A 25,912-nucleotide genomic window follows, 5' to 3' on the forward strand; every position below is an offset into this window, starting at 1 on the left:
GGAGGAGACCGAGAGGCGCCTACGATGGCGCCATGGATCTCGTCGAAGCGGACGACGCCGCCCGCACCGCAGTGATGGTCGCGCTGGGTGAGATCCGGGGGCGCCTCGACGAGATCGAGCCCGCGGCCCTGGCCGACGAACCCGATGCCGTGCACCGACTACGAACGACGGTACGTCGGCTTCGCAGTGTGCTGGCCGCGTACGGGCCGCTGTTCGACGCGCCTGCCGTGGAGGAGGTGCGTCGCAGATATCGAAAGCTCGGCCGGCGGCTCGGCAGGGTGCGCGATCTCGAGGTGCGGCTCCAGGTGGCCGAATCGGGGCTGCATGACGCGGTGGAGTCGGGCACCTTCGACCCTGTAGCGCTGGCTCGGATCAGGGCGGGAATCGCCGCCGAAGCGGGGGCGTCGCACCGGCTCGCACACGAGAGGTTCGTCGAGCACGAGCAACACCCGGGTGCGGCCCGGCGCCGCGCTGTGCTCGACGATCTCCTCGCCGGAGCGCCCGCGACCTTGCTTGCCGGTGGGGCGGTCCGGCCGGTGCTCGCCGCGCTCCTCGCGCGCGAAGCGCGCCGGACCGTCGGGCACGCGTCAGGGGTCGATGCGTCCAGGACCCCTGCTCAGCTGCATGCCGTGCGGAGGGCCGGGCGGCGACTCCGATACGCCGCCGAGGCGCTGAGCGAAGACCCGGTCGAAATCCTCGGTGAGCCGGCGCGGCGACTCGCTGCAGCTGGGGAGACGATCCAGGACGTGCTCGGCGATCACCGCGATCATGTGCTGTTCGCGAGGTATCTGCGACGTTCGGCTTCGGACGTGGCCGAACTCCGGCACGACCGCGACGTGCTCGAGCAGCTCGCGGTCGACGCGGATCTGCGTGCCGCAGCGCGGGTCGCCGAACTCGAACCTGCGGTGCAGGAGCTTCGCCGTGCCGAGCGCGAATGGCGGTCGCGCTGACGCACGCGCTGCATCAGCACGCCATGCTCAGCTGCTCAGTTCAACCTGCATGATCGCGCGGTCGGGCCTCGGGCGGGCGACCTCGGTGAAGCCCGCGTGCGCGAACATCGAGACGGTGCCGTGGAAGAGCGCGTCGGCGGTCACCTTCGCGCGGACCTTCGGGTCGACGGCGTAGGCCTCGACGACGAGGGCGCCGCCTGCACGGGCGAAGTCGACGGCCGCTTCTGCGAGGGCGCGAGCGACGCCTCGGCCTCGATGGTTGCGCGGTACGACGAAGCACGAGACCGCCCACACTGCGTCGTCATCGAGGTCGGGGTAGGCGGTGCCGCCCTTGACGATGGTGCTCTGGCTGAGCCGGGGGAGATCGCTGCGCGGCTCGACGGCGCACCAGCCGACCGGTGTCTCGCCGTCGTAGGCGACGAGCCCGCGGCCGATGCCGGTCGTGCGGAGCTGCTCTTGCAGCCGGTCGTGCAGGCCCTCGTCGCCGAATCTGCGCCAATCGCTGCCGGGGATCTTGTACCACTGGCACCAGCAGTGCGCGGCGTCGCCACGAGTGCCGAATACGGCCTCGACATCGGCGAACGGCACGTCGCTCGCTGGAGCGACCCGGAGTTGGATCGGTTCGAGATCTTCGGTCACGTCGGTGATCACCTTTCGAATGTAGCGCCGACCACCGACATCCGCAGCGGGTTCGCTGTGCTCGAAGGTGGGAATCGTGAAGCTAGGTAACAATGCAGTATCATCATGATATGACGCCCGAGATCACCGTGCTCGACCGTCTGCTCGAGGTCAGCGAACTCTTCCAGAAGGACATGGCCCGCGCGTTCGCGGGCACCCCACTGACGCCCTCGCGCACCCGGCTGCTCTGGGAGCTCGCCGCCAGCGGCCCGTCGACGCAGCACGCCCTCGCCACGCGGCTGGAGGTGAGCCCGCGCAACATCACCGGTCTCGTGGACGCGCTCGAGGCGGGCGGCTACGTCACCCGCTCGCCGCACCCGAGCGATCGGCGGGCGATCATCGTGTCGCTCGCGGCATCCGCTCAAGCCTTCATGCGCGACATGCAGCGCGACCATGCCGAGCTCTCGGCCGAATTGCTCGGCGCCGTCGCGCCGGCCGACCGCGCCGCGCTGCTGCGGGGTGTCGAGGCGATCGCCGGGCGCCTCCGGGAGCTCGTCGAGGCCGAAGAGCAGCGCGGTGAAGCGGCCGAGGCTCGGGCGGTGGGGGAGTGAGCACCGAGACCTCGGCGCGCGCCGAGGCATTTGTCTGGCTGCACATCGGGTCGTTTCTGAAGCGCGCCCTTTTGCTGGAGCTCAGCATCTACGCGAGCATCGGCCGGTTCATCGTGCGGCGCCCGGCGATCTCGCCCGGCGCGCGCGGATTCGGCTTCCACAAGCCGGTGCTGACGATCCTCATGATCTTCATCGTGCTCTCGGCTGTGGAGATCCCGATCTTCGACCTCATCGTGCATCGCTGGCTCGCCGTGCGCATCACTCTGCTCGTGCTCGGCATCTGGGGGCTCACCTGGATGTTCGGCCTGCTGTGCTCATACCTCATGCGGCCGCACACGGTCGGCCCCGACGGCATCCGCGTGCGCGCCGGCCTCGAGACCGACATCGCGCTGAGCTGGGACGACATCGCCTCGGTCGCCCGGAACTTGCGGGTCGACGAGCCGAAGCAGCCGAAGATCGTCGAGACCCTTCGACAGGCTCAGGACGGCGCGGATGCCTCGCGCACCCTCATGCTGCGCATCAACAACGAGACCTGTGTCGAGATCGAACTCGAGGGTCCGACCGTTGTGCGGCTGCCCGGGCACGGCGCCGCGGGCGGCGAGCAGGCGATCACCGCGGTGCGCATCTGGGTCGACGATCCGGTGGCGTTCATGGATGAGGTGCGGAAGTACATCTGAGGCTGGTGCGCTCGATGCGCTGAATCGGTCAGTTCTCACCGAGCGGATGCCCCCGGACGCCCCATGTGTCACGAGCACCCCTTCGGATGCCGCTATGATGGTCAAGTTGTCTTCGGAGAAATCCGGTGGCATCGGGCTGTGGCGCAGCTTGGTAGCGCACTTGACTGGGGGTCAAGGGGTCGCAGGTTCAAATCCTGTCAGCCCGACCAGAAAGTCCCGGAAACTCAAGGGTTTCCGGGACTTTTGAGGTTAAGAGATTTGATCCTCCCATCGAAAACCCATCACTTTCACTTCTGCACGAGCCCTGATCTGGCTTTGCCGTCCGAGACGGGCGAGTCGTCACCGGTCGGTTGCGATCGCTCAGGGGCGCCATGCGCACCTCACCGGTATGAACACGCACGGAGATCTGCCGATCGTTTCTGCGCCGGTACCCGCCGACGCGTTCGGGCTCGAGCCGCTCTTGGACATCACCGAACTCGCCGCCTATCTGGGTGTGCCTGTCTCGACGCTCTACGACTGGCGCACCCGCGGCAAAGGGCCAGCGGCATACCGCTTCGGCAAGCACCTGAAGTTCGCCGTCTCGGACGTGCGCGCCTGGGTGGCCGAGCAGCGGGAAGTCTCTGGGGCGCCCCGCTCAACCGAACGGCGGTGAGCTGAGATGTCCCGGCCGCACCTGGCAATCGGCAGCTTCGGCGATATCGCCAGCCGAATCCAGCCATCCGGGCGATTCGAGGCCCGCACCCGGTATCGCGACTGGGACGGTCGCTCACGCATCGTGCAGGCCACCGGCGCCACCGCGAAGGCTGCAGAAGCCGCGCTGAAAGCGAAGCTGGTCGGGCGGTCGCCGGTACAGCCCGAGTCTGGCCGCGGCCACCTGACGCCCGACAGTCCATTCGGTGACCTCGTGGCGTACTGGCTGGACGACATCGACCTCGAGGGGCGGATCTCCAAGACGACCCGGATGCTCTATGAGCGCAACATGCGCACGCTCGTGCTGCCGGTCTTCGAGCACTTGACCCTGCGTGAGATCGGGGTAGCCCGCTGTGACCGCTTCATCAAAGAGCAGGCGAGGATCTCGTACAACCGCGCCAAGCAGTCGCGCGTCGTGCTGCGGCTCGCACTCGAACTCGCGGTGCGGCACGAGGTGCTGCCGGCCAACCCGATGCATCACGTCGCCCGCATTCACCGTGAGGCAAGGATGCCCGACGCCCTGACCGGTCTCGAGGTGAACGCGGTCCGCGCCGTGATCGCCCGCTGGGAGTCCGGCATCGACCATGTCTCGGGTCCTCGACCCGATGGGCAGCTCGGCGCCATCGTCGAGGTCATGCTCGGCACGTCCGCCCGCATCGGCGAGGTGCTCGCGATCCGCCGATGCGACGTCGACGTCACGGGCCCGACGCCGACGATCCGCATCGCCGGCACGATCATCAGTCGAAACGGCGAGCCGACGTTCCGGCAGGACCATCCGAAGACGGCCAAGTCGCGACGGATCGTCGCGCTTCCGTCGTTCACGGCCGCAGCCGTACGTCGTCGGCTTGCGGGAGCGCGCGACCTTGTTCCTGACTCGCTGGTGTTCCACTCGCGCGAGGGCACGCCGCTGACCACGGCCAATGTGCGTCGCCAGCTGCGGCAGGTGCTCGAGCGGGCCGGCATCGGGGGAGTGACGCCGCACCTGTTCCGCCGCACCGTGGCTACCGCCGTCAATGACAATGCGAGCGTCGAACTCGCCGCCGAGCTGCTCGGACATACCGACACGAAGGTCACGGTTCAGCACTACATCCAGCGGCGGGAACTTGTGAACCCGGCGACAGCGGCGTTGCTGGAGCGGGCGTTCAAGCGCGATGAAGTCTGATCGGGAGTACAGTGCGGTGCCGCACCCGGTGCGGCACCGCACTGCCCCAGTCGACCTTCGGCGCCCAGGCCGGTGCGGTTGAAGTAGGCGCCGGTGCCCGCCCCTGCGAGTGCACCGTCGGTGCTGCTTCACGCTGCCCAACCACGGCCATTGCTCTCTTCCCGCTGATCGCCCGAAGCACGATCCACCTAAGTCAGGTGCGCACCTGCTCCCTCGCGCACTGACCTGCACATCTGTCACGGTCTCCTTCACTATGGCCGTTAGCGGCGGATGCCGCCCGTGGCTCAGTCGTCCAGGTCGCAAGCCTCGACGGGGATGGTGCCGATGAAGATGCCAGACCGTGCCCACGCCCACTCACCGACTTCAAGGTCGGCCCGGTTGAACAAACCATAGACGTCCGACGCAATGGCCTCGCCTGAGCGTATGGTGTAGTTGCCCTCGATGATGACTGTCATCTGATCCCAGTCGTCGGCGACCGGTGCTGGAAGGTGGATGACATCGCCGGAAGCCAGATCTTCGGGCAGCTCATCGGCTAAGAGATTCGCGTTGCCTGAGTCATCGTCGCTCCCACGGAGGTAGGACGTGGCAGTCCCGCTGGTGATGTCGCTCAGCGATTCGCAGATGCCAAAGTCGAACGACCCGTCCTCGTTCAACCGGAGGGCGGTGCGGTGTACGGCCTGGCATCCGGTGAGGACTACGACTGACGCGCACGCGATCACGGCAACTGTGGCGCGCAGCGTTGGGCGTGTAGGCATGGCGCGATGCTAGTTCCAGGGACGAACTCAAACGCAGGTGATCGGGGTCACGTTACGTGATCGTGCTGTCAGGCTGTCTCGATCGCGGATCCATACCTGGGCAACGGTAAAACGATCGTCGATCCTCTAGGTTGTCGGAATCGCCCGGCCTGGCCCTTCGACGCACCAGCTCGACCCGCGGCTTTCGGCGATGAGTGCGCTGAACGCGACCACCGAGTGCGCAAGATCGGTCGTCGCATCTTCATCAACTTCATTACCCGGAACGAAGACAACCGCCCAGATGTCTCCCGTCGCCGGCACCGCGAGGCGGTAGACGCCTTCGGGAATCCGGGTGCTCAGCACGTGCTCGTTGAGGCTCAGGCCGCCGCGCAGCACATCGACCATCCGACTCGTCGGGATGCCCGGAAGCTTGAGCAGTCCGACCTCCGTCGCAGCACCCTGGACTCGGTTCGTGCTAGCGAGCGGCGCTCTCAAGTTCGCCATCAAGTCAGGCGTAGTTGCCATGTCAGGAAGCCAATCTATGCCGAAGGTGGGCGGCAGACCGTTGCGCCGCCAGACCACGGCTGAGATGAGGTCGGCTATGGCATCGGCCTCCATCCGTCGTTCTTCCCCGGCCCGGCGGAGACTGCGGTACGCGGCCAACTCCGCCAGATTCTCCGCATACTCGGCCAATTCCGCCTTCTCACCCAGCTGGTCGCGAACAAGGTCATCCACCAGCTGGACTCGCGCGTGACCGACTAGTGAGGCATATGTATGAACGGTATGCAACCGCATCATCCGTGCTTTCATGACTGACCACCAGACGCTCTCGGCGGACTCTGTGCTTGTGTTCTCAACGGCGTACCTTGCCTGTTGCGTCGCGTCCTCGATGGCATCGAGCGCATTCACAACCTTCGTATCCACATCCCCGAGCGCTTCCTCAATGTCTCGAAGGGATGCCCTGAGCACCGCAGAGGCGTCGTCAGAATTGTTCACGTGTGTTTCGAATCCACCAGCGAAGCTCTGCAACCTCAAGTCGTCAATCGAGCCGCGTATTGCCGCCAGCGCTCGTTTCAGCGGATCGCTCCCCTCGAACTCATCAATCCACGCGGCCAGTCGTTGGTTTTTGAATATCTGGAGTGCCTCGCCCTGGGTAAGGGCCCGCACCCCTCCAACGCCCCTGATGTGCCACCGGTCACCGATCACGTGGGGCGCTGACGCTGGGCGAACCTCCACCACAAGGATTGGCGCCCTGTCCACGTTCTCTTGGTAGATCGTGAGGTTCGGCTGCGGTTGAACGTTTCCGTGGACCTTCTGCTCGATCTGCAACTGGAGACCGTCTAGATCCGCGGGCCGACCGTCCTCACCGAACAAGCCGACAATTGCGCCTGTCGTAGCTCCGGTGCCTTGTGAATCGTCCTCCGTCACGCCATACACGATCGTGTGTACTTCGACTGCGGGCTGAAACGCTACGAAGTTGGCACCCGCGGCGACTTGCTTCGCAACCGCCCCAATCTCGACCGCGCTCTTGAACTCAATGTGGGACTGTTCGCCCGCCAGCAGTAGCGCAGCAGTGGTCGGACGGAGCGAGTCGGACCGACGATTTTCAGGGGCCATACTCTCAGCATGGCCTGCCCCCAAGTGAAGGCGAAATAGCCTTGGTACGGCAAAGCGTTCCCACCGAGTGCTAGCGGGGGGACCCGTCGGCGCTGGCTCGAGTCTCGGGCCTGCAGGCCGGTCCCCGCATGCGGTTCCGGACGTTGCGCAAGCGGGTAGCTGTCATCTCCGTGCACCAGGTGACGAATTCATCCGCGGTTGCCCGCGCCCCGCAGGAACGCCCGACCGGCAGCGAGCTGCGAGTGGAGCATCGCCGCATCAAGATGCACAGTGTCCTCACCGCGACGTTGAACAACCGTGAACGCTGCAGACTCAATCTTGCTTTCGTCCACGGAGACACCTCCCCGCACGAGAAAAGGCATGAGTTCCTCGGGCTGTCGCGGTATGTCGACCATCACGATCGGAGATCCGCCCGGTAGCAGGATCTCAGTGACACGCAGGCCGAATGGAAGAGGGACGACCTTGTCGCTCAATATCTGCATGTAGGTCCTCGGAGGAGTACGCACCTCGTGGAGCCCAGACACCTCAGTGATGATCTCTCCACCGCCCCGGACAGGAGTTGCGGTCCGCGCGCCGAACACAATGATGCCACCCTCTTCAGCATTGCAGAATGCCGCTACCTCAATCGCTAGTCGATGCTTGCCATGGCCCGACGACAAGTCCCACTCTTGGCTCTTGACATCCAGCCAGTTCCCCTCAGGCTGGCCGACCAACAGATGAGCATTCCCGCCGCGAATCAGATCAGCCATGGTGTCGCGAGTCGGCGTCTCTGCGACCAAAGCGTCCACGAGGTTTGCGACATCACATCCCAGAGCGAATGCGTGCTTCAGACGCACTACCTGCGCCGGAACGGCGACGATCATGGTCAATATCGCAAGACCTGGTACGCCCGAATCTCGGAAGGCCTGATCCTCGTCGCCCAATGAAACAACCGCAGCACCCCGAGATGACGCGAATGCCTCGACGGTCGACCAGAGCCTAGTGCGAAGAGGCTCAAAGTCATCGCCGTCTGGCCATTCCGGCAAGAGGTCCATGCGCAATGCGACCTGGTCTTCATGCAAGACGAACTCAACTTGATGATATGGAGCGTCCACGTCGAAGAACCCCTCATCGCCGCCGTCATAGACAACAGCCGCTGTGTCCACTTCGTGGTCGTAGAGCGAGGCGTGTATTGCAAACGCGTCCCGGAGGGTACTCACTTCGAGCTCTTCAACCTCCGATGGCTTGAGCATGAGGTGTCCCATGTCGGTCCAGCGCCGCTGTCCGTTGACCGCCCAAGGCTCTTCTTCGGATTCGACCAATATCGAGATCACATCTTCACCCTACGGGTCCGCCCGGCGTCTCTCGTCTGGAAGCCGGTCGGTCACCGCGCGCCCGCAGGCGGATCCCTCAGCGCCACTCGCCGATGAGGTCGCGGATGGTGCGCTCGTACGCGTCCCGCTCGAACCGGAGGGTCGGAGGGGGGCCGTCCGTGCTGATCTCGCCCGTGATTCGGTCTTGGAATGCGATGTCCCTCCACGCGACAGAGTCGTCAGCGACTTCCACGCGCGTACTGATCGCGCCGCACCAGATATCGCCGCATGCGCCGCAGAACAGGATGGCGGTTCTTCCGTCGGGAAATCGCACCAATTCCTCCTCCGGTCCGACGTCCCGTGAAATGAGCGCCTCGAGGCTGGCAACGACGCCGGCACCGTACTGGTTCGTCTCCCACATGAGCGGACGCGTTTCATCACGCGGGTCACCGTAGGCGATCCAATCTCGGAGCGGCCGACCATCAACGAGCCAATCGCGGAACCGGAGCACAGTGCGGATCGTGGTGCGTTTCGGCCACCGGCCGACGCTCTTCTCCTCAACAGAGTCAGACCAAGCCGAAGAGAGCACGGAACGCTCGTGCTTAGGCTCGGGTGACTGCATGTCGGAAAGCGTACCCGCGGCCACAACCAATTCGGACGCCCGCAAGCCGGTCCCGGACCGAACGGCTCGGTTGTTCTCAAACCGAGCCGTGAGGGGCGCGGCGTCCGTCGACCGCAGATTCCCGCATGACCCGCCCGCAATAGTGCCCGGTCAAGCTGCCTCGAACGCAACAGCCGACTCAAGGTGATTTGCCACCCGGGCGTATCAATGAACGACCAAGATCGCGTCCCAGCGGGTCGTCCTCCGACCTGATGGCGTCGAGCGATGACCCTCCGCCCCAGATCACCAGAGATCCCACGCCTCTTGCAGATCGAGGCGTTCGCTGTTTCGTCGGTGACGAAACGGGGTGGCTTTGCGCACCTTCGGAGCATGAGCATCCGGCAGAAAACCACGATCCGGCGGATCCTGCCGACCCGGTGCATCCGGTGCGGAGCGTCGCTGCCGCAGCCTGCGGCCACCGGGCGTCCACGCGTCTACTGCGGGCCTGGATGCCGCAAGGCGGCCTACGACGACAGGCGGGCCCGGAAGCCGGAGGCGTTTCAAATCCGAGTTGTTGAGCGCATTGCCGTGGAAATGGTTGAGACCATCTCCACCGTCGACGAGGGCCACGACATCATCGAGTGCTTGCGGCGGGTCTGTGCATCGCCCCGTGCGGTCACGAATGTCCTGTCCGCTCTGAATGGCTTGGTCCGATCGGGCACACTACGGCTGGACGGCAAGTGGGCGCCCGTCGTGCGCGCGATCACCGAGTTGAACCGCGCCATCCTGGATGTTTCCGAACGCGACCGGTGGCATCGAAGACGCTGAGGACGATCGCGGTTTGGGGCACCATCCCCGGACATCCTTGCGGGCGGGTCATAGGGGAATCTCGGGCGGCCGGTTGTCGCTTAGGCGCGGATGTAGAACGCGAGTGCCAGTGGGGGACCGGCCTGCGGTGCGCACCCGGCGAAACTCGTCGCCGGCCGCCCGTCTTCGGCTGTTGATTTTGTCAGCTCTCTTCGCAAGTATTCGCGCATGAGTGACAAGTCCGATTCCGAGCAGATCGACGACATCATCGCGCAGCAGAGCGGCTGGAAACAGGATGCGCTCGTCGCGCTTCGAGCTGCGATCATGGCCGCCGATCCGGCTGCTGTCGAGGTGGTCAAGTACAAGAAGCCTTCCAAACCGGAGGGAGTTCCGTTTTGGAAGCATGACGGAGACGTCTGCTTCGTCGACGTGCTCAAGAGCGCCGTAAGGCTGACGTTCGCGAAGGGTGCCCGCATGGAAAGCAGCGATCTCTTCAACACCCGGCTGGACAGCAAAGTCGTCCGAGCCATCGACTACTTCGATGGAGACCGCGTGGACGAAGCGGCGGTCAAGGCGCTCGTGGCCGAGGCCGTGGAACTCAACGTCGCAGCCAGGTGACAGTGGTGACGGAAGATCCGAACCGGTCACCCACGTCAGACAATCGATCGCGACCTTCGCATTGCCTGACCCATGCGAGGACTGCGCGTGAATCCGAGTCCGGCGGCTACTCATGGGCCATCATGCCGGGTCTCCGGAATTCCCATCATTTACCCATCAGATTGACCCGTGAGCGACCCCAATCGACCGGGTAGAATCGGAGTCACCGAACCGCTCGGTTCCCTGTAAACACAAGGGAATCCGTGGGTTTCCGGAGATTTCCGGAGGTGGCCGGCAGACGCCTGAATCCTCCAAGGGGTCGCAGGTTCAAATCCTGTCAGCCCGACTGAGAAAGTCGCAGATCAGGGGTCGTTTCCGGAAAAGCCGGATGCGGCCCCTGAGTCGTACGTGGGGCGCGTACGCCAACGCCTTGCGAGATGCCGCGTCGAGTCAGTACGAGCGGGCTCCGAACACGAGCAGGTCGAGCAAGCCTGTGGCAAGCAAGGGCGCGCTGGCGACGAGCACACAGCACCCATGGCGAAGGAGCCCTGAGGCAGCCGAACTCTGCCGTACGCCGTGTCGGCCCACGGCATGAACAAGATGAGCAGGTCACTCAGCTGGCGACGGAAGACGATGAAACACCCCCTGCGACCGCCAGCACGGCTGCGAGGATCAGGAGTCCGACGGTGTCCATGCGATCAGCGTAAGGTCCGCGCTTGAGCGCTGCTGTGTCACCAATGGAACGCACGAAAGCCCCGCACCTAGTGGGGAACTAGGCCGGGGCTGAGGGCGCTCAAGCGGTCGCACGGGGCTGGGCAATGAGCGCCGCTGTGCCCACAGAGCCCCCAGACTCGCGCGCACAGAGAGGCGCTATGCCCTCCCGGGACGGACAGAGGGGGGAGGGGAGGCCCCCACCCTCGGCGCATCTCGAGAGTGCAGGTACTTGCGGCCTGAACGAGCGAGCAGATACAAGGCAGGCAGTACTCTCGTGGCATGAGTGAGCAGCGACGTCGACCAGTTCTGGCAGTTGTCCTGCTGGCTGGCGTCCCATTGGCGCTAGTGGGCGCGATTCTCTACTACGTGTTCGACATCCAGCAGCCATGGGTGATGGCTGTGTTGGCCGTCGGAACTGTGCTGTGGGTGGCGCTGAGCGTCACCATCGATGTGAGCATCCATCGTCAAGTGGCGAGAGAAGCCCGTACTCGCACTGGCCTCCGTACTGACTTCCCTGATCTTGAGTAGCGCTGCAACCGGCACGATCTGCTGCTAGACGGCAGATGGAGGAGAGCCATCCGTCCGCGTTATTCAATATAGGTCGGTACAGCTGGTAGCGTAGCTGAACGCTTGGGAGGGCCCCTGGCAAGAAGGGCACGAACGCATGGATCACCGACGCCCCGACTGCACCGGCAGATGAGGCGCTGAAACGAGACCGCACCCGCGACGAACCGCGCAGGGGTGGGGTCCTCCGGTTCCTCCGCGACATTCTCATCATCTTCCTCGTGGCGGTGCTGTTCTCCTTCCTCATCAAGACGTTCGTCATCCGGTCGTTCTACATCCCGTCAGGGTCGATGTCCCACACCCTCGAGATCGACGACCGCATCATCGTGAACCAGCTCAAGTCCGAGATCAGCCCCATCGAACGCGGCGACGTCGTCGTGTTCAAGGACCCGGGGGAGTGGCTCCCGTATCGCGGGGAGGCCCCGGCGCAGCCGCCACTGGCTGCCGCATTCGACTGGCTCGCCGCCGCCGTGGGCCTGTCCGCACCGGACTCCGACGAGCACCTCGTCAAGCGCGTCATCGGTCTGCCCGGCGACCGCGTGGTCTGCTGCAACGGGCTCGGTCAGATGAGCGTCAACGGGGTGCCACTTCGGGAGCCGTATGCTTTTCACTCGGGTGGGGAGGCCGAAGCCTCGAACGTTGACTTCGATGTCGTCGTGCCTAACGGCTCGCTGTGGGTTATGGGCGACAACCGCGAGAACTCCCAAGACTCGCGATTCCACGCCGACACCCCCACGCGTGGCTTCGTCCCCATCGACGACGTCGTCGGCACGGCATTCCTCGTGAGCCGGCCGCTGGACCGGTGGGCATGGCTCGGCAACTACCCCGACACGTTCAAGGGCGTCGATCCGGTGCGGTAGGCGCGCCTTACCGGTCCTTCGACAGCGAGCTCGGGTCTCCGCGTGACAAGAGGAGGTTCCCGGTCGCCACGAACAGCCACGCGAACGCGCCCGCGACAACCCACGGAACCTGTGCCGCCGGTGCGGCGAAGTAGCCCGAGACCAAAAGCAGTGCGAGGGACCCTGCCGCCGCGAAGCAGCCGGCGAGGAGAGCCTGCTCGAAGAAGAGGAGCAGGAACATCGAGCGGACAGTCGTTCCCGAGAATCGGTAGCTGGCGATGTCGCTGGAGCGGAACCGGTTCATCCCGAGCCCGACGAGCCCGCAGATCATTCCCAGTCCGACCGGGAGATAGCGGTCCGGACGGTTCACGAACGCCTCGACCGGGTCGACGTTCTCGGCGAACTCGGTCGTACCGGCGAGGGTCCCGCCAGTCGCACTGAGGGAACTCGACAGCCGTGCGGTCGCCGCCTCGGTGTCGGCGAACCGGTCCAGTGTGACGACGCACGACTGAACGCGCGTCTCGTTCGGCGTGAGCGGTACCGCCACGGCCGACCCGAGGTTCATGCCCGCTGGTGTCTTCTGCCCGAGGAGGGCGGTCTGAGCCGAACCGTCGGGCATCAGCAGGAGGCGTTGGCCGCCGGTGAAGCCGAGTTCCGACCCGACGTTCACATCAGCCTCGGATAGCGCGGGCAGGAGCGTCGCGCTCACCGCGTACACCTGCACCGCCGGGCCGAGTTGGACGAACGTCGACGGGCCGACAAGGCTCATCCCGCCCGCGGTGACTACATCCGGTTGCGAGGCGAGTGCTTCACAGCTGGCCCGGTCCACTCGAGTGGGGATACTCGCGTCCGCGGACTGGAACACAACGGTGTTCCTGCCTTGCAGTTCACTGGCCGCGAGACCTTGGGTGAATGTCGTCCACTGGAACGCGGCGAACACGGCTGCCCCAGCCGCGGCGAGGACAGCGAAGCAGAGCAACAGAATCAAGCGCGAGTCGCGCGAGAACACGTTCCGGTTCGCTTCCCGCCAGAGGTAGGCGCCCCGCCACCCGTCACGCGGCGCCGGGGACATGCTGTCTCCTCACATGAACAACGGCGTGGGCCGTCTCGACGAGGCGCGGGTCATGGGTGGCGACGACGATGGTCGCGGTCTCCCTGAGCGTGTGCAGAAGCTCAGCGACCTGGTCAGTATTCGCCGCGTCCAAACTCGACGTGGGCTCATCCGCGAAGATCAGCGGTTTCGCCGCGGCGAGGGCGCGCGCGAACCCGACGCGCTGCAGTTCGCCACCCGACAGGTGCTTCGCGAGCGTGTGCATCCGGTCGCTGAGACCCACCTTTTCGAGCTGAGTCTCCGCGCTCCGGGAAGCAGCAAAGAGTCCCGCGCCAGCGGCCAGCGCGCTCAGCATGACGTTGTCGAGGGCGGTGCGCGCGCCGAGTGCGTTCGCTCCCTGCGAGACCCAGGCGATTCGTTGCGGGGTCGGCGGTTCGACGCTGCCGTCGGCGTGCCGATACGTGATCTGACCGGAGTCCAGTTGCTGGAACCCGGCCATCGCTGCGAGGAGGGTGGACTTCCCGCTGCCCGACGGGCCGACCAGAGCGGTGACCATGCCCGGTTCGATGGTGCAGCTGAAGTTGTCGAGGACGACGACGTCCCCGAACGACTTCCTGGCGCCGCGGACGTCTACGAACATCCGGCCTGGGCTTTGGACGGGGCGGTGGTCGGGTCGCGGAGGATGACACTGCCCGCGAGGTTGGCGTCGGTGAAGACCTGCCCGAGCTGTCCGACTGCCGGAGCGACGTTCTCGAGCTTCACGGCCGTGTGCCGGCCCGGGCCCGACGAGGAGCCGGAGCCGGCGTCTGAGACTGTAATGACGCAGCTGCCGCCATCGGCGTTCGTGAGGACACTAGTGCCCGGCACCACGGCGACGACGCTGGGTGCCTCCTTCCGGAGCATGAGACCCGTGTAGCTCGCGCTGGATGCCGCTTCTGCATCCTCACCTTTCGGTGCTTCGGGAGCCGCGATCTCACCGGCTGCGACCGCCGCCTGCACGAAAACGTACAGCGCGTCGACGGATGCCGCGTCGAGACCTGAGGCCCACGGTAGGGGAACCTCGCCCCCGTCGCTCGTCGAGACGATGACCGGCTCGTCTCCATACGCGGTGAGGTCGCCGTTCTCCGCGGCGGGAGTGAGTTCGGCTGCCGATGGTGTCGCGGTACCCGAGAGGATCGGATCATCGGCGGTCAGGGTGTCGCCGACCTTGGCTGCGACCGACCCGACTGAAGCGACGGTTTGCGGCACGTAGGCGACCCGAGCTGTTGCGAACACCTCGGTGCATTCGAGTCCGGCCGCTTCCTGGAACTCACATACCGCGTCCGCGGTGGCGCCGCCGAAGTCGCCGTCCACGTTGTCGGTCGAGTCAGCGAGGAACCCGCCGGCCACGAGGAATTGTTGCATCGAAGCGACATCGGCCCCCTCCATGCCGCGCGCGAGGTCCCGGTACAGGGGCGGGGTCTGCGGCATTGCGAACACCGGTGCACCGTCGACATCGATGAGCTTCGTGCCGCTGCTGATCTGACCGCCTACATCCACGTGCACAGCGGTGACCCGGCCGGACGCGTTCGTCTTCACCACACCGGCGGGGTTCAGGGTGAACTCGACACCGATGGACTGCCGGAAGTCGGCCTCCCGGGACCCGACCTCAACCGTGGCCGGCAACGGGGAGGAAGCCGCGGCTTCCTCCCCGTGCTGAGCCAGAGGGACGAGCGCCACCAGCGCGACGATGGGGACGGCGAAGCACAGCACGACCGGCGCGATGAAACGCAGGTCACGCCAGCCGAACCTCGCCTTTCCCGACATCTACCCGCCCTGCTTTGCACACTGCTCGAAGGTGAGCCCGTTCTCCTCGAGCTGGGTTTGCAGCTCTGCCATGCTGGACTTCGGTGTGACCCCGGCCGCGGTCAGGCAGTCGGCGATGATCTTCGCGGTCTTGGACGTGTCCTCGTGAGCGATCTGCCACTTGATGTCGACCTGCTCGTACTCGGCCCCGTAGCACCGCGCGTCGTCCCCCGATGCGACGGCAGCTTCGGGGATCCCGAACTGGTGGATGTCGTTTTCGATCCCGTTGTCGAGGATTTCGAACCCTGCCGCTGAGAGGCAGTCCACGAAACGGCGATACCCAGCCTCGTACTCGTCCTGCGTCACCTCGCCGTCGTCCAGGGCCGCCTTCTGCTCGGCGGAGATGGTGACTTCTTCCGTTGCGCCCTGCTGCTCAGGCGACGCCCCTGACGGGCTGCCCGGTGAAACCGAGCAACCCGTCAGAAGAGCGAGCAGCGCGAGTATGCCTACAAGCTTGAGTCGCATATCAGGTCGAGAACGGGAAGTTGCCGTCGTACCCGGAGTACGGGGCCGACGTCTTGTGGTTGCCACCGAGGATGGTGTTGCCCCGCTGGCTGGCCGAATCGACCGTGCCGTACGACCACGCCGCGTAGTAGATCGGCGAGCCGCTGTACAGCTGGTAGAACGCTCGCACGCCGACGTCGCCGCATTCGGTTGCGTGGGGCTTGGTCGTGTACGCCCCCGAGCTGTAGCTGGCCCCAGCGACATACATGTCGCTCTTGCAGAGCTTCTTGTCCTGACCGGCCATCGCCGGGCCCGCTGTCGCCACCGAGGCGGCCAGCAGGCCAGCTGCCAGCACCGCGGTGGCAGCCGCGATACGCTTGAATCTCGTCATATGTTCCCCACTTTCATCTTTGAAAGCGCTCGGCGATGCCAGGCGTGGGCTCACCGTAACAGTGCTTCGCGCGTTAATCCATATAGCTCGTCTAGCGAGTCTCGAGTCGTTCGGTGGCCGCCGCCGCGAGCTTGCCGGCCTGCTCGGCGTCCCGCTGGTGGTACGACTGCATCAGGTTGACGCCCTCGGCGACACGCTCAGCGGCATCTGCTGCTTCCCGCTCCGCCGCCGCGGCCATGTTCGTCAGCGTCTCCACGGACGTCGCCGGGTGGGCGATGACTGCGGACCTGACGGCGAAGCTAGAGTGCTTCGACGCCGCGTCGAGCGCGGACGCCGAGGCGTTCGGATGCTGGGTGACGGCGAGCAGGACGTCATCCTCGTTCTCCCCGCCCTTGTTCGCGACGCGGTCGAGGGTGTCGGCGGTCTGCGCCGGGTGGTAGAGGCTGCTGACCCGGCGCCAGTAATCGCGGTCCGTCGGGTCGTACCTGGGTGGGAGCTCATCGCGGACCACCGCGATCTTGTCGGACGGGTCGCCGACGAGGCCGCCGCCGTCGGCGAATGAGACCCGGAGCTTGCCCTCCTTCGACGGGTGGGGTGCCACTCCGGCAGCTCGGCCGACGAACTTGTAGTCCTCGCCGTCGCCGGCAGCGTAGACCGCGTCACCGGTGCGGACGCCTTCGACGTCGACATCGAAGGTGCCGAACCCACGCTCGTCAGGACCGCCGCCGGCGACGTTCTCAGCAGCGAGAGTGTCCGGGGGAGTGGGGGCGTAGGCCGCGAGCGCAGTCTCGGGCTCCGTGTGCCGGTGCTCGGACCAGCGGCCCGGGTTGGACGCGTGGCCGCGCTTCTGGTTGTGGTCGAAAGATGAGGAGCTCATGCCGACCATGTACGCGGGTCGCCAATCTGACGACTCGAGTGCGTCTATTCTGACGACTCGACCGCGGCAGCCTTCGCAAGGGAGGTCTCGTCCTGGGCGACGCCGCCGGTGTTGATGAGCCGGAAGATCTCCGCCTCGCGGGCAAGGCCCCGGACGGAAGCTTCGACAGCCGGGGTAGTCGTGTTCTCGAAGCCGCGCTGGGCCGAGATGGTCAGCCCGGAGAAGAGCACCTCGCCGGCCCGGTCGCCGGACTCGAGGAATTCCGCCGGGAACCACTCAGCAGGGACGGCGAATCCATCGTCCACGAATGCGCGGAGCGTCTCGAGGTTCTGCCGGCGACCGAGGTCCCAGACCGCCCCGCGCTGGTACGGCGCACACAGCGAGACGCCACCCCGCCCGCGCCGTCAGCGCGACTTGAAATAGCGAAACAAGCGACTCTCGGAGATCGAAAGCGTTGCCCCTGCGGTCGCGACAAGCGCCGCTGCGATCCCTGCTGCGATAACACCAGACCCTGAGAAATACGCGGGCCATGGTGAGCCTGGATTGTCCAGCATTGCCACAAGCAGCCCCAACCCAAGGCTCAATGCGGCGGCCGGCAGGGCGAAAATCGCTGTCTCGGTGGTCATCTGCACTGAGAGCGAGATTTTGTGAACGCCGGCATGGAGAGTGCTGGCGAGTTGAAGTCTTCGCGTCCAGATCAGGGCGAATCCGATGAGTGCACCAGATACGACGCTCGCGACCAGGAAGAACCAGCTGGGGATCCGCTCCAGCCGTTGCGACCCGTCGAAAGCGGTCCCTTCGCTCGCGTTGAGCTGCTGGATCTTCGGGGTCTCGTCCGGTGAAATCGTGCCGTTGCTTCGGATCGGAAAGGTGAGGAGCTCGTCGAGTGCCGGATTCTCCGGCCAGATCTCGATCCAACATGCGTCGAAGAATCCCGTCGCTGGAACTTCGCTCACCGCGTTGTAGGCGAGAACCGGTAGCCGCCCATCTTCTGGATACTCGTACTGACCGGCCACGCTGACTGAGCCACCTGAGGCTGTATCAAGTTTCACCTTCGGACGAACATCGATACCGAGGTCGGCCGCGAGATCGGATGAGAGCCAGATACCTGACTCGGAGGTCGCCGGCTGCTTCTTCATTCCAAGGATCGCGGCGAGTCCGGGAGTGCCTTCGAATGTGGCGAATGTCGTTGACGGAAGTGCGGCGAACTGGAGTGGGGAACCAGCGCGAACCGCACACCGGCATCGATCTCGTAGCGGCGCTGCCAGAGCCGCCGCGTTTCCGGGCTCATCCCGAGCAGCCCGGCCACGTGGCGGACCGCGCTCATCATGTTCGGGTGCTCCGGCCGCGCCTCCGCGAGCATCCGCAACGCCCGCTCACGCATCTCCGGCGAGTACTTCCTGTTCATCGTGTTCCATCCTTGCTTGAAGAACGGAACGAAAGTCAGGCCGATTCAGTTGGCGGTGCGGCTGGTCGGATGCCGGCGGATCCACAGGTGCCGAGGACGGTGTCGCGGTAGAACACCCGTGTTGGGTTCTGTTCGATCCTCTTGCGGCATCCGGGCTGGTGGGGAAGCGTTTACCCGATCCGGCTGGAAGAAAGACGACCAGCCCTGAGCTCAGAGTAGAGGTCATCATGCACGCTTCTCGCAGGTACCTGCGTCTTCCCACCGCGGTGATCATCGCCGCTAGCCTCGCCGCCGGCAGCCTGATCGCCGCCGGACCCATGGGGCCGGCGAACGCGGTCGGCACCGCGGCGACGACTGGCGAGGCATCCGCCGAAACCGCCCAGATCTTCGCCGAGATGCGGGAACGGTGGCGAACCTTCGTCACCGGTGGTGAGGTCGACGTCGCCGATCCCGACATCGCCGCCCGGATCACGTCGATCACGAAGGCTGCAACCACGCGGATGAACTCGCTGAACCGCGACCCCGCTCGCACCTACCTCTGGAGCGACCAGCAGAACTGGTCGAAGAGCGCGACCACGAGGACCAACTTCCTGCGCGTGTTCGACATGGCGCTCGCCTACGGCACCCAGGGCTCGACCCTCTACGGCAACGCCGCACTCGCCGCCGACATCACGGGTGCCCTCGAGTGGTTGTACGCGAACAAGTACAACGAGAGCATGACGCCGTACGACAACTGGTGGGAATGGGAGATCGGAAACCCGAGAACCCTGGCTGACGTGCTGGCGATCATGTACGACGTCGTTCCGCAGGACCTGGTGCAGGGGTACGTCCGCACGATCAACCGCTTCAACCCCGATCCCACCTACCAGACGTGGAACCCGTCGGCCCCGCCCGGCGCCGCCCACACCGACGTGGTGATGACCGGCGCGAACCTGCTCGACAAGGTGTTCAGCACCGCGGCATCCGGCATGCTCGGAAACGACCCGGCCCGAATCGAGCTGGCCCGCCAGGCGATGCAGCCCGTCTACGCCACCGTCACCAAGGGTGACGGGTTCTACGCCGACGGGTCGTTCGTTCAGCACGGCTTCGTCGCCTACATCGGCGGCTACGGTTCCGAGCTGATGAACGCGGTGACCAAGCTGGCGTTCATGGTGCAGGGAACGCCGTGGGAGTTCCCGATCGAAGAACTTCGCAAGACCTACACCTGGTTCGACGACAGCATCGCGCCGCTCATCTCGCGAGGCGCGATGACGGACGCGGTCGGCGGACGCAAGATCTCCCGTGCGCAGGAATCCGACCACAAGACCGGTCGCAACATGATCCTCGCCGCTCGACGGCTCGCCGACATCGCCGACCCCGAGGCGGCGGCGCGCATCAATTCCGTGCTCCGGGGCTGGATGCTGCAGGACACGTCGTTCCCGGGCGGGTACACCGCGGGTCTCGGCCTGTACGACCTGCCTCGGGCCAAGGCGTTGCTGGCTGACGACTCCATCACGCCGAGCCGGCTCGAGACCACCCGCGTCTACGGCAGTATGGGCCGTGCGGTGCAGCAGACCCCGGAGTACGGCTTCGGCCTGTCGATGTTCTCGGATCGGATCTCGTCGTTCGAGTACGGCAACGGCGAGAACGCGAAGGGCTGGCTGACCGGTGCCGGCATGACGTATCTCTACACCGACGACCTCACCCAGTTCAGCAACAACTACTGGGCCACCGTGGACTACCGTCGACTGCCCGGCATCACGACCGACCAGTCCGATTTCGGCAAACCGATCGACTGGTCGTTCTACGGCAACGCGGCGGGCGTGAACTGGACCGGCGGTTCGCAGGTGCTGGATCGGTACGCGGCCGCCGGTATGGAGTTCGACATGTCGGGCTTCTTCTCACGGGAGAAAGTGCAGACCGCGTCCGAAACGACTGGTCGCGTGAGCCCGAGTACGCTCACCGGACGCAAGTCGTGGTTCCTGCTGGGCGACCGCATCGTCGCGGTGGGGTCGGGCATCACCGACACGGTCGGGAAGCCCGTCGAGACCATGGTCGAGAACCGCAAGCTGTCCCCGGCCGGCGACAACGTTCTCACCGTCGACGGTGCCGTGGTTCCCGCCGAGATCAGCGCGACCCCGGTCGACCTGACCCAGGTGCGATGGGCGCACCTGGCCGGAAAGGACGCCTCGTCGCAAGGCATCGGGTACTACTTCCCGACGACGACCGATCTCAGCCTGCTCCGAGAGCAGCGCCAGGGGGCATGGAGCGATGTCAACGCGGGCGGACCCACCGCGCCGGTGACCGACAACTACCTCAGCCTCGCGGTCGAGCACGGTGTCGACCCCACCGACGCGAGCTACGCCTATGTGCTGATGCCCGGCGCCACCGCCGAGGAAGTCGAGGCCGAGGCCGCCGACCCTGCCGTGCGCATCCTCCGCACGACCTCCGGCGTCGACGCCGCCTCGTACACGCCGCCGGTGTCGGACTCGGAGCGACCCGTGAGCAAGGTCATCGCCGCGAACTTCTGGGAGGCCACGGGGGGATCGGTGCTCGACGGCGAGGTGCCGCTCCTGACGAGCTCGGCCGCGGCGTCGGTCACCGTCGTCCGGGAAGGCCAGGCCACCACCATCGGCGTCGCCGACCCCACCGAGGCCAACGAGGGCAAGATCGTCATCGAACTTCGTCACCCGGCGCGCACGGTGACGACCAGCGACCCCGCGATCACCGTTCTGAAGCTCGGGAACACCATCAAGCTCGAGGTCGACGTGGAGAACGCGAACGGCCGCACCCTCAGTGTGACCCTGGGAATGTAGTTCGTACGAACTCGCGCCCCGGATCGGCTTCGCTTCCACCGATCCGGGGCGCGTGATCGCGCGCACGACCAGACCTGCAACGCGCCCGGCGCCTTCGCCCCATCGCAGAGAGAGAATTCCCGCGGACCCGCCGATGGTCAGCCGTGGAGCGCGAGCACTCGCCGAGTACCGTCGCCGAACACGATCTCGACGCGGACGAGGTCGTCGTCGTGACGGACCTCCGCCCGGATCGGGCGCTCATCGGGGGAGTGGGGAGCGCCGGTCAGCACCGTCGCGACGACATGGATGCTGCGTGGGCCGGAGTGGGTGCCGGTGAGCACCGGCACCGCAGTGTGCGGCCCGAGCGGACTGCTCGCCGTCGCACGGTGGACGCCCGCCGACAGACCGGGGCTCAGCGCCTCGATCGTCGAGACCACGCCGTCGCCGACGACCGACGCCCGCGGGTCCGCGGTGATCGCGGCGGGTGCGGTGGTTGCGGCGATCGCGAATCCGCCGAACCGGAGCGGGAGGCGCGTGGCGGAATCGCTCGCCACGACGTGGGCGTGCACGACCGTCGCGCCGTGGGTGGTGGAGGCGGTCGCGATCCGCACGCCGGGCACTGGTTCAGGGGTGTCGGCACCGGGGTCGGCCCAGAACGGGAGGTGCGCGCTCGCCAGCACGTGCTCGCCTCCGGGCAGGCGCTCGATGGCACCCCGCCGGGACGCGCGGCCGCGCTCGTCGAGCACGGCGACATGGTTGTCGACCGGGTGGTCGTCGAAGCTCGGCGCAGTGGCCGAGGAGTACGCGAGTCGACCGTAGTGCGGATCGTCGGTGCCGACGAGCGGCGGGTGGTGGTCGCTGCCGTGGTTGACGAGCCGCGCGATGCCGTCGGCCCGCGTCGACTGCAGCAGGAACCCCGGCGCGGCGAGCGTCAGCGTCGCGTCCTCGCGCTCGACGGGTGCGGCGGACTCCGGGGCGCCCCACACCGGCGAGTCGGCCGGCAGCAGCAACCCGAGGAAGCCCTTGCTCGCCCAGTACGGCGACGCCGGCCCCGAGTACGCCTGCACCATGGGCGGGAACGCGCCGAGCCATCCGTTCGTCAGCAGGCCCTGGTCGTCGAGCGCGCCGCCGTCGGTGAACCGCCGGAGCGCTCGCGATGCCAGCCGACGCGTGGCGCCCGGCTCGAGCGGGGAGACGCCGCCGAGCTCGCCGAGCCAGACCGGTGCGAGTGCCGCGAAGCGGTACGCCAGCGACCGGCCCTGGAAGACGGGGGTGCCGTCGGCGCCGAAGCTCCGCACGTGCTGCGGGAGGAACGCGGCGAGGCGCTCGAGGTAGCGCGCACGTGCGTCGGCGGCCCGGACGGGGTCTCGCCGTTCGTGCATGCCCGCCCACACGTGCGGATACAGGTGCATCGCCCAGGCGTTGTAGTAGTCGAAGTTCTGTCCGTCGCCGTCGCGGTACCAGCCCTCGCCCTCGTACCAGTCGTCGAGACGATCGAGCCCGGTGTCGATCACGGCCGGATCGAACGGGAACCCCGACCCGGCGAGGAACTCCTGCACGACGACGCGGAAGAGCACCCAGTTGTTGTCGCCGGTGGCGACGTGCGCCGACGGCGCGAGCCAGGCGGCGACCCGCTCCTGTTCAGCCGGCTCGAGCCGGTCCCAGAGCCACGGCCGGGTGAAGTGCAGCCCGATCACGATCGAGGCGGCTTCGACGAGGGCCTGGCTTCGATCGACGATCGTCGGCCAGGCATCGGCGTGCGCCGGATCGGTGCCGGCGAGGAGGCCGTCGCGATACCGGGGGAGCAGGCCCAGCGGATCCTCGCCCGCGGAGCCGGCGACGCGGAAGGCGACGAGGAGGAACGACCGCGCATAGCCCTCGTGGGCGTCGGAACGCCGGCCCGACCAACTCGGCCGCCCCGGCAGGTCGATGAGGGCCCCCGAGTCCGAGCGGAACGGGGTGAGCGCGTCGAGGAGTCGATCAGCGGTGCAGAACCAGTCCGCCCTCGTGAACACCGACCCGGGCTCGTCGTGCATCGTGTCGCCCCTTCGCTCGCGTTCGCGTTCCGGAGCAAGTGTATGGTGGGACCCGTTCGCAGTGCAGACTCGAACAGAATCGCACATCGGAGGTGCCCATGATCGCGGCCGGCCGGCACGACGCCATCCTCAGGGAACTGGAACTGCGCGGATCGCTCGAGGTCACGCCACTCGCGGGCAAGCTGAAGGTGTCGACCATGACGCTCAGGCGCGACCTGGCCGAGCTCGAGGCGCGCGGGCTCCTCGCCCGCGTGCACGGCGGCGCCGTCTCGCCCGCCGTCGCCGCGCAGCGCGAGCGCCACGAGGTCGGTGCGAACCAGCCGCGACGGCCGATCGCCACGATCGGAATGGTCACGCCCTCGGCGAGCTACTACTACCCCGAGGTGATCCGCGGCGCGCGCGACGCTGCGCGCGAGTTCAACTGCCGGCTCGTGCTCGGCACCACGAACTACTCTGAACGGGAAGAGCTGCGCCAGGCCGAACGGCTGATCAGGGGCGGCGTCGACGCGCTCATGATCACGCCGAGCGGCACGACGCTCGAGGGGACGCCGTTGCACGAGCTTCTCGTCGAGGCACCAATCCCGGTCGTCGTCGTCGAACGCAGCGTCGACGAGCGCAGTGGCGGCCGACTCGAGTCGGTCCGCAGCGACCACGCCTACGGGGCGGAGCTCGCGGTCCGGCACCTCGCCGAGCTCGGACACGAGCGCATCGCGCTCGCAGCGCGCGAGTCCCCGACGACGCCGTGGCTCCTCGACGGCTACGAACGGGCGATGACGCGACTCGGGCTCGCCGGGGGCTCGATGCACCAGCAGCTCCCGAGTCCGAGCGCCGGTGACGATGGCACGGTCGACGTGCTCGGACGATTCCTTGACGAGTGCCTCGCCGGAGGGATCTCGGCCGCGGTCATGCTGAGCGACGTCGACGCTGTGGCGTTCACCGATCTGGCCAGCGAGCGGGGTATCCGCGTTCCCGAGGACTTCGCGGTCGTCGCGTACGACGATGAGATCGCCGCCCTCGCCCGCGTGCCCCTCACGGCGATCGCGCCGCCGAAGCACGACCTCGGCTATGCCGCGCTGCGCCTCTGCGTGGACCGGATCCGGCAGCCGGATGCCGCGGGGCGTGCCGTCACCCGCACAGCGATGCTGCCCGTCCTGATCGAACGGGAATCGACTCGCCTCGGAGCCTGATGTTCGAACTTGTTCGATTGTGGCCCATTGGCTTGCGGTGTGATCGAAACCGGGCTTCAGTGTCCCTGCACGCTCTCACATTCAAAGGAGAATTCGTATGAACATGCGACGCAGGCTGCTCACGGGCGCCGCGCTCATCACGGCAGGAGCGCTCCTCGCGGGCTGCTCGGCCAACTCGGCCACCACGCCTTCGGAGCCCGCGGCGAACCCGACCGGCGAGCTGACGTTCTGGTCGGCGATCCCCGGCATGGACCTCGTCACCGAGGCGTTCAACGAGAGCCAGGACGACATCACCGTGACGTTCGAGGAGATCCCGAACGGACCGAACGGCGGGTACGCGAAGCTCGCGACGGCGATCGAGTCGGGCACCGGCCCGGATGTCGCCGGCTTCGAGTACGGGCAGCTGCCCCAGTTCGTCGGCTCCGGCTCGGTCATCGCACTCGACGACCTCGTGCCGGCCGAGACCCTCGACGAGTACTCCGACCAGGTGCGCGGGCTCGTGACCTTCGAGGACGCGACCTACGGCATGCCCTACGACGCCCCGCCCCTCGTCACCTACTACCGGCAGGACGTGCTCGACGCCGCCGGCGTCGACGTGCCCGAGACCTGGGACGAGTTCGAGGCGGCCGCACGCGCGGTCCGTGCCGCGAACCCGTCGGCCTACCTCGCGAGCTACAACCAGAACGAACCCGCCGTGCTCGCCGCGCTCGCCTGGCAGGCCGGCGGCCAGTGGTACGGCATCGACGGCGACAGCTGGAAGATCGGCATCGACGACAAGGCCAGCACGAAGGTGGCCGAGTACTGGCAGCGACTCATCGACGAGGACCTCGTGAAGGTGCAGCCCTCGTTCAGCGACGAGTGGACGGCCGACCTCGGCTCCGGCGTGACCAACGGCGTGATCGGCGCGAGCTGGAGCGCCGCGGGGCTTAAGGCCCGCACCGAGGCATCCGGTCAGGCCGGCAAGTGGGTCGCCGCGGCACCGCCGACGTGGGGCGACGACGCCAGTGCGTTCTACGGCGGCACGAGCTTCGCGATCACCAAGAACTCCGAGAACCCGGCCGCGGCCGCGAAGTTCCTCGAGTTCGTGACGACCGACCCGGTCGCGATCGAGGCTCGCGGTGAGGTCGGCAGCGCCTACCTCGCCTACCCCGGACTCAACGAGATCGCCGCCGGTGTCTTCCCGACCGACTACTTCGCGAACGACATCTACGCCGCCTTCGACGAGTCCTACGACCGCGTCGTCGACGGATGGGCGTGGGGACCGAACTGGGACATCACGAACACGTCGCTGAAGGACTCGATGAGCACCGTGGGCGCCGGCGGGACCGTGCCCGATGGCCTCACCAGCGCGCAACAGGCCACTGTCGAGGGCCTCGAGCAGCTCGGCCTCACCGTCACCGAGTAGCCGAGCGTCCCCGGGGCGGGT

Annotated in this window: 27 protein-coding genes and 1 tRNA gene; 13 read left to right on the plus strand and 15 right to left on the minus strand. The window is 66.6% G+C overall.

The window, feature by feature from the left end:
* Positions 1 to 32: 32 nt before the first annotated feature.
* Complete coding sequence (locus ASE14_RS00120) at positions 33 to 950, plus strand: CHAD domain-containing protein (protein WP_056649090.1); 918 nt, start codon at positions 33 to 35, stop codon at positions 948 to 950.
* Between the two features lie 27 nt (positions 951 to 977).
* Here ASE14_RS00120 and ASE14_RS00125 read toward each other — a convergent pair whose 3' ends face one another.
* Complete coding sequence (locus ASE14_RS00125; RefSeq protein WP_162257678.1) at positions 978 to 1,601, minus strand: GNAT family N-acetyltransferase; 624 nt, start codon at positions 1,599 to 1,601, stop codon at positions 978 to 980.
* Positions 1,602 to 1,699: 98 nt separating this feature from the next.
* Here ASE14_RS00125 and ASE14_RS00130 point away from each other — a divergent pair, with 98 nt between their 5' ends.
* From ASE14_RS00130 to ASE14_RS00150, 5 genes are all read left to right on the plus strand, one after another.
* Positions 1,700 to 2,179, plus strand: a complete 480-nt coding sequence (locus tag ASE14_RS00130) for a MarR family winged helix-turn-helix transcriptional regulator (RefSeq protein ID WP_056649091.1) — start codon at positions 1,700 to 1,702, stop codon at positions 2,177 to 2,179.
* Positions 2,176 to 2,856 (plus strand): hypothetical protein, encoded by a 681-nt coding sequence (locus ASE14_RS00135; RefSeq protein ID WP_056649092.1) that lies wholly within the window; start codon positions 2,176 to 2,178, stop codon positions 2,854 to 2,856. Before ASE14_RS00130 ends, ASE14_RS00135 begins: the two co-directional genes overlap by 4 nt.
* A gap of 132 nt (positions 2,857 to 2,988) precedes the next feature.
* Positions 2,989 to 3,065 (plus strand) — tRNA-Pro (locus ASE14_RS00140).
* 179 nt (positions 3,066 to 3,244) lie between these two features.
* Positions 3,245 to 3,508 carry an AlpA family transcriptional regulator gene (locus tag ASE14_RS00145; protein ID WP_082599836.1) on the plus strand — a complete coding sequence of 88 codons (264 nt, stop codon included), beginning with the start codon at positions 3,245 to 3,247 and terminating at the stop codon, positions 3,506 to 3,508.
* Positions 3,509 to 3,760: 252 nt separating this feature from the next.
* Positions 3,761 to 4,708 (plus strand): site-specific integrase, encoded by a 948-nt coding sequence (locus ASE14_RS00150; RefSeq protein WP_235511030.1) that lies wholly within the window; start codon positions 3,761 to 3,763, stop codon positions 4,706 to 4,708.
* Positions 4,709 to 4,992: 284 nt separating this feature from the next.
* Here the strand turns inward: ASE14_RS00150 and ASE14_RS00155 are convergent, their stop codons facing one another.
* From ASE14_RS00155 to ASE14_RS20230, 4 genes are all read right to left on the minus strand, one after another.
* Complete coding sequence (locus ASE14_RS00155; RefSeq protein ID WP_157372688.1) at positions 4,993 to 5,463, minus strand: hypothetical protein; 471 nt, start codon at positions 5,461 to 5,463, stop codon at positions 4,993 to 4,995.
* A 126-nt stretch (positions 5,464 to 5,589) separates the two neighbouring features.
* Entirely contained in the window at positions 5,590 to 7,059 is a 1,470-nt protein-coding gene (locus tag ASE14_RS00160; protein ID WP_157372689.1) for a helix-turn-helix domain-containing protein, read from the minus strand.
* 188 nt (positions 7,060 to 7,247) lie between these two features.
* Complete coding sequence (locus ASE14_RS00165) at positions 7,248 to 8,372, minus strand: helix-turn-helix domain-containing protein (RefSeq protein ID WP_056649097.1); 1,125 nt, start codon at positions 8,370 to 8,372, stop codon at positions 7,248 to 7,250.
* Between the two features lie 76 nt (positions 8,373 to 8,448).
* Positions 8,449 to 8,973: a hypothetical protein gene (locus ASE14_RS20230; RefSeq protein WP_157372690.1), complete on the minus strand. Its 525-nt coding sequence runs from the start codon at positions 8,971 to 8,973 to the stop codon at positions 8,449 to 8,451.
* Positions 8,974 to 9,342: 369 nt separating this feature from the next.
* Here ASE14_RS20230 and ASE14_RS00175 point away from each other — a divergent pair, with 369 nt between their 5' ends.
* From ASE14_RS00175 to lepB, 4 genes are all read left to right on the plus strand, one after another.
* Positions 9,343 to 9,780 carry a hypothetical protein gene (locus ASE14_RS00175; protein ID WP_157372691.1) on the plus strand — a complete coding sequence of 146 codons (438 nt, stop codon included), beginning with the start codon at positions 9,343 to 9,345 and terminating at the stop codon, positions 9,778 to 9,780.
* Between the two features lie 207 nt (positions 9,781 to 9,987).
* On the plus strand, positions 9,988 to 10,377 hold the full coding sequence (locus tag ASE14_RS00180) for a DUF1801 domain-containing protein (protein ID WP_056649106.1): 390 nt from the start codon (positions 9,988 to 9,990) through the stop codon (positions 10,375 to 10,377).
* A 972-nt stretch (positions 10,378 to 11,349) separates the two neighbouring features.
* Positions 11,350 to 11,598 carry a hypothetical protein gene (locus ASE14_RS00185; RefSeq protein ID WP_157372692.1) on the plus strand — a complete coding sequence of 83 codons (249 nt, stop codon included), beginning with the start codon at positions 11,350 to 11,352 and terminating at the stop codon, positions 11,596 to 11,598.
* A 176-nt stretch (positions 11,599 to 11,774) separates the two neighbouring features.
* On the plus strand, positions 11,775 to 12,494 hold the full coding sequence (gene lepB, locus ASE14_RS00190) for a signal peptidase I (RefSeq protein ID WP_056649112.1): 720 nt from the start codon (positions 11,775 to 11,777) through the stop codon (positions 12,492 to 12,494).
* A 7-nt stretch (positions 12,495 to 12,501) separates the two neighbouring features.
* Here lepB and ASE14_RS00195 read toward each other — a convergent pair whose 3' ends face one another.
* The 9 genes from ASE14_RS00195 to ASE14_RS00235 form a co-directional block, all read right to left on the minus strand.
* Positions 12,502 to 13,242: a hypothetical protein gene (locus tag ASE14_RS00195; protein ID WP_056649115.1), complete on the minus strand. Its 741-nt coding sequence runs from the start codon at positions 13,240 to 13,242 to the stop codon at positions 12,502 to 12,504.
* 283 nt (positions 13,243 to 13,525) lie between these two features.
* Positions 13,526 to 14,164 carry an ATP-binding cassette domain-containing protein gene (locus ASE14_RS00200; RefSeq protein WP_056649117.1) on the minus strand — a complete coding sequence of 213 codons (639 nt, stop codon included), beginning with the start codon at positions 14,162 to 14,164 and terminating at the stop codon, positions 13,526 to 13,528.
* Positions 14,155 to 15,330, minus strand: a complete 1,176-nt coding sequence (locus ASE14_RS00205) for a peptidoglycan-binding protein (RefSeq protein WP_056649119.1) — start codon at positions 15,328 to 15,330, stop codon at positions 14,155 to 14,157. The genes ASE14_RS00200 and ASE14_RS00205 overlap by 10 nt, the downstream gene beginning before the upstream one ends.
* Positions 15,331 to 15,834, minus strand: coding sequence for a hypothetical protein (locus tag ASE14_RS00210; RefSeq protein ID WP_056649121.1), 504 nt, complete (start codon positions 15,832 to 15,834; stop codon positions 15,331 to 15,333).
* Position 15,835: 1 nt separating this feature from the next.
* Positions 15,836 to 16,204 carry a hypothetical protein gene (locus ASE14_RS00215; protein WP_056649124.1) on the minus strand — a complete coding sequence of 123 codons (369 nt, stop codon included), beginning with the start codon at positions 16,202 to 16,204 and terminating at the stop codon, positions 15,836 to 15,838.
* Between the two features lie 91 nt (positions 16,205 to 16,295).
* Positions 16,296 to 17,081 (minus strand): hypothetical protein, encoded by a 786-nt coding sequence (locus ASE14_RS00220; protein ID WP_157372693.1) that lies wholly within the window; start codon positions 17,079 to 17,081, stop codon positions 16,296 to 16,298.
* A gap of 44 nt (positions 17,082 to 17,125) precedes the next feature.
* Entirely contained in the window at positions 17,126 to 17,386 is a 261-nt protein-coding gene (locus ASE14_RS00225) for a hypothetical protein (protein WP_056649129.1), read from the minus strand.
* Between the two features lie 99 nt (positions 17,387 to 17,485).
* Complete coding sequence (locus ASE14_RS00230; RefSeq protein ID WP_056649134.1) at positions 17,486 to 18,220, minus strand: FtsX-like permease family protein; 735 nt, start codon at positions 18,218 to 18,220, stop codon at positions 17,486 to 17,488.
* Complete coding sequence (locus ASE14_RS00235; protein ID WP_056649138.1) at positions 18,217 to 18,489, minus strand: hypothetical protein; 273 nt, start codon at positions 18,487 to 18,489, stop codon at positions 18,217 to 18,219. Before ASE14_RS00235 ends, ASE14_RS00230 begins: the two co-directional genes overlap by 4 nt.
* Before the next feature lie 227 nt (positions 18,490 to 18,716).
* Here ASE14_RS00235 and ASE14_RS00240 point away from each other — a divergent pair, with 227 nt between their 5' ends.
* On the plus strand, positions 18,717 to 21,284 hold the full coding sequence (locus ASE14_RS00240; protein WP_082599843.1) for a polysaccharide lyase 8 family protein: 2,568 nt from the start codon (positions 18,717 to 18,719) through the stop codon (positions 21,282 to 21,284).
* Positions 21,285 to 21,421: 137 nt separating this feature from the next.
* On the opposite strand, the gene ASE14_RS00245 is transcribed toward ASE14_RS00240, so the two are convergent.
* Positions 21,422 to 23,299, minus strand: a complete 1,878-nt coding sequence (locus tag ASE14_RS00245; protein ID WP_056649144.1) for a DUF2264 domain-containing protein — start codon at positions 23,297 to 23,299, stop codon at positions 21,422 to 21,424.
* A 98-nt stretch (positions 23,300 to 23,397) separates the two neighbouring features.
* Between ASE14_RS00245 and ASE14_RS00250 the strand changes: the two genes are divergently transcribed.
* Positions 23,398 to 24,486 (plus strand): substrate-binding domain-containing protein, encoded by a 1,089-nt coding sequence (locus tag ASE14_RS00250; protein WP_056649147.1) that lies wholly within the window; start codon positions 23,398 to 23,400, stop codon positions 24,484 to 24,486.
* 97 nt (positions 24,487 to 24,583) lie between these two features.
* Positions 24,584 to 25,891, plus strand: a complete 1,308-nt coding sequence (locus ASE14_RS00255; protein WP_056649149.1) for an ABC transporter substrate-binding protein — start codon at positions 24,584 to 24,586, stop codon at positions 25,889 to 25,891.
* The last annotated feature ends 21 nt before the right edge of the window (positions 25,892 to 25,912 follow it).

The organism is Agromyces sp. Root81, assembly GCF_001429165.1.
Lineage (GTDB): Bacteria > Actinomycetota > Actinomycetes > Actinomycetales > Microbacteriaceae > Agromyces.

Excerpts from the sequence above, each read along its gene's own strand:
- ASE14_RS00120 (WP_056649090.1), top strand. The coding sequence starts at position 33 with ATGGATCTCGTCGAAGCGGACGACGCCGCCCGCACCGCAGTGATGGTC.
- ASE14_RS00130 (WP_056649091.1), top strand. The coding sequence starts at position 1,700 with ATGACGCCCGAGATCACCGTGCTCGACCGTCTGCTCGAGGTCAGCGAA.
- ASE14_RS00145 (WP_082599836.1), top strand. The coding sequence starts at position 3,245 with ATGAACACGCACGGAGATCTGCCGATCGTTTCTGCGCCGGTACCCGCC.
- ASE14_RS00155 (WP_157372688.1), bottom strand. The coding sequence starts at position 5,463 with ATGCCTACACGCCCAACGCTGCGCGCCACAGTTGCCGTGATCGCGTGC.
- ASE14_RS00160 (WP_157372689.1), bottom strand. The coding sequence starts at position 7,059 with ATGGCCCCTGAAAATCGTCGGTCCGACTCGCTCCGTCCGACCACTGCT.
- ASE14_RS20230 (WP_157372690.1), bottom strand. The coding sequence starts at position 8,973 with ATGCAGTCACCCGAGCCTAAGCACGAGCGTTCCGTGCTCTCTTCGGCT.
- ASE14_RS00175 (WP_157372691.1), top strand. The coding sequence starts at position 9,343 with ATGAGCATCCGGCAGAAAACCACGATCCGGCGGATCCTGCCGACCCGG.
- ASE14_RS00180 (WP_056649106.1), top strand. The coding sequence starts at position 9,988 with ATGAGTGACAAGTCCGATTCCGAGCAGATCGACGACATCATCGCGCAG.
- ASE14_RS00185 (WP_157372692.1), top strand. The coding sequence starts at position 11,350 with ATGAGTGAGCAGCGACGTCGACCAGTTCTGGCAGTTGTCCTGCTGGCT.
- ASE14_RS00195 (WP_056649115.1), bottom strand. The coding sequence starts at position 13,242 with ATGAGCCTTGTCGGCCCGTCGACGTTCGTCCAACTCGGCCCGGCGGTG.
- ASE14_RS00200 (WP_056649117.1), bottom strand. The coding sequence starts at position 14,164 with ATGTTCGTAGACGTCCGCGGCGCCAGGAAGTCGTTCGGGGACGTCGTC.
- ASE14_RS00205 (WP_056649119.1), bottom strand. The coding sequence starts at position 15,330 with ATGTCGGGAAAGGCGAGGTTCGGCTGGCGTGACCTGCGTTTCATCGCG.
- ASE14_RS00210 (WP_056649121.1), bottom strand. The coding sequence starts at position 15,834 with ATGCGACTCAAGCTTGTAGGCATACTCGCGCTGCTCGCTCTTCTGACG.
- ASE14_RS00215 (WP_056649124.1), bottom strand. The coding sequence starts at position 16,204 with ATGACGAGATTCAAGCGTATCGCGGCTGCCACCGCGGTGCTGGCAGCT.
- ASE14_RS00220 (WP_157372693.1), bottom strand. The coding sequence starts at position 17,081 with ATGAGCTCCTCATCTTTCGACCACAACCAGAAGCGCGGCCACGCGTCC.
- ASE14_RS00230 (WP_056649134.1), bottom strand. The coding sequence starts at position 18,220 with ATGAAGAAGCAGCCGGCGACCTCCGAGTCAGGTATCTGGCTCTCATCC.
- ASE14_RS00235 (WP_056649138.1), bottom strand. The coding sequence starts at position 18,489 with ATGAACAGGAAGTACTCGCCGGAGATGCGTGAGCGGGCGTTGCGGATG.
- ASE14_RS00240 (WP_082599843.1), top strand. The coding sequence starts at position 18,717 with ATGCACGCTTCTCGCAGGTACCTGCGTCTTCCCACCGCGGTGATCATC.
- ASE14_RS00245 (WP_056649144.1), bottom strand. The coding sequence starts at position 23,299 with ATGCACGACGAGCCCGGGTCGGTGTTCACGAGGGCGGACTGGTTCTGC.
- ASE14_RS00250 (WP_056649147.1), top strand. The coding sequence starts at position 23,398 with ATGATCGCGGCCGGCCGGCACGACGCCATCCTCAGGGAACTGGAACTG.
- ASE14_RS00255 (WP_056649149.1), top strand. The coding sequence starts at position 24,584 with ATGAACATGCGACGCAGGCTGCTCACGGGCGCCGCGCTCATCACGGCA.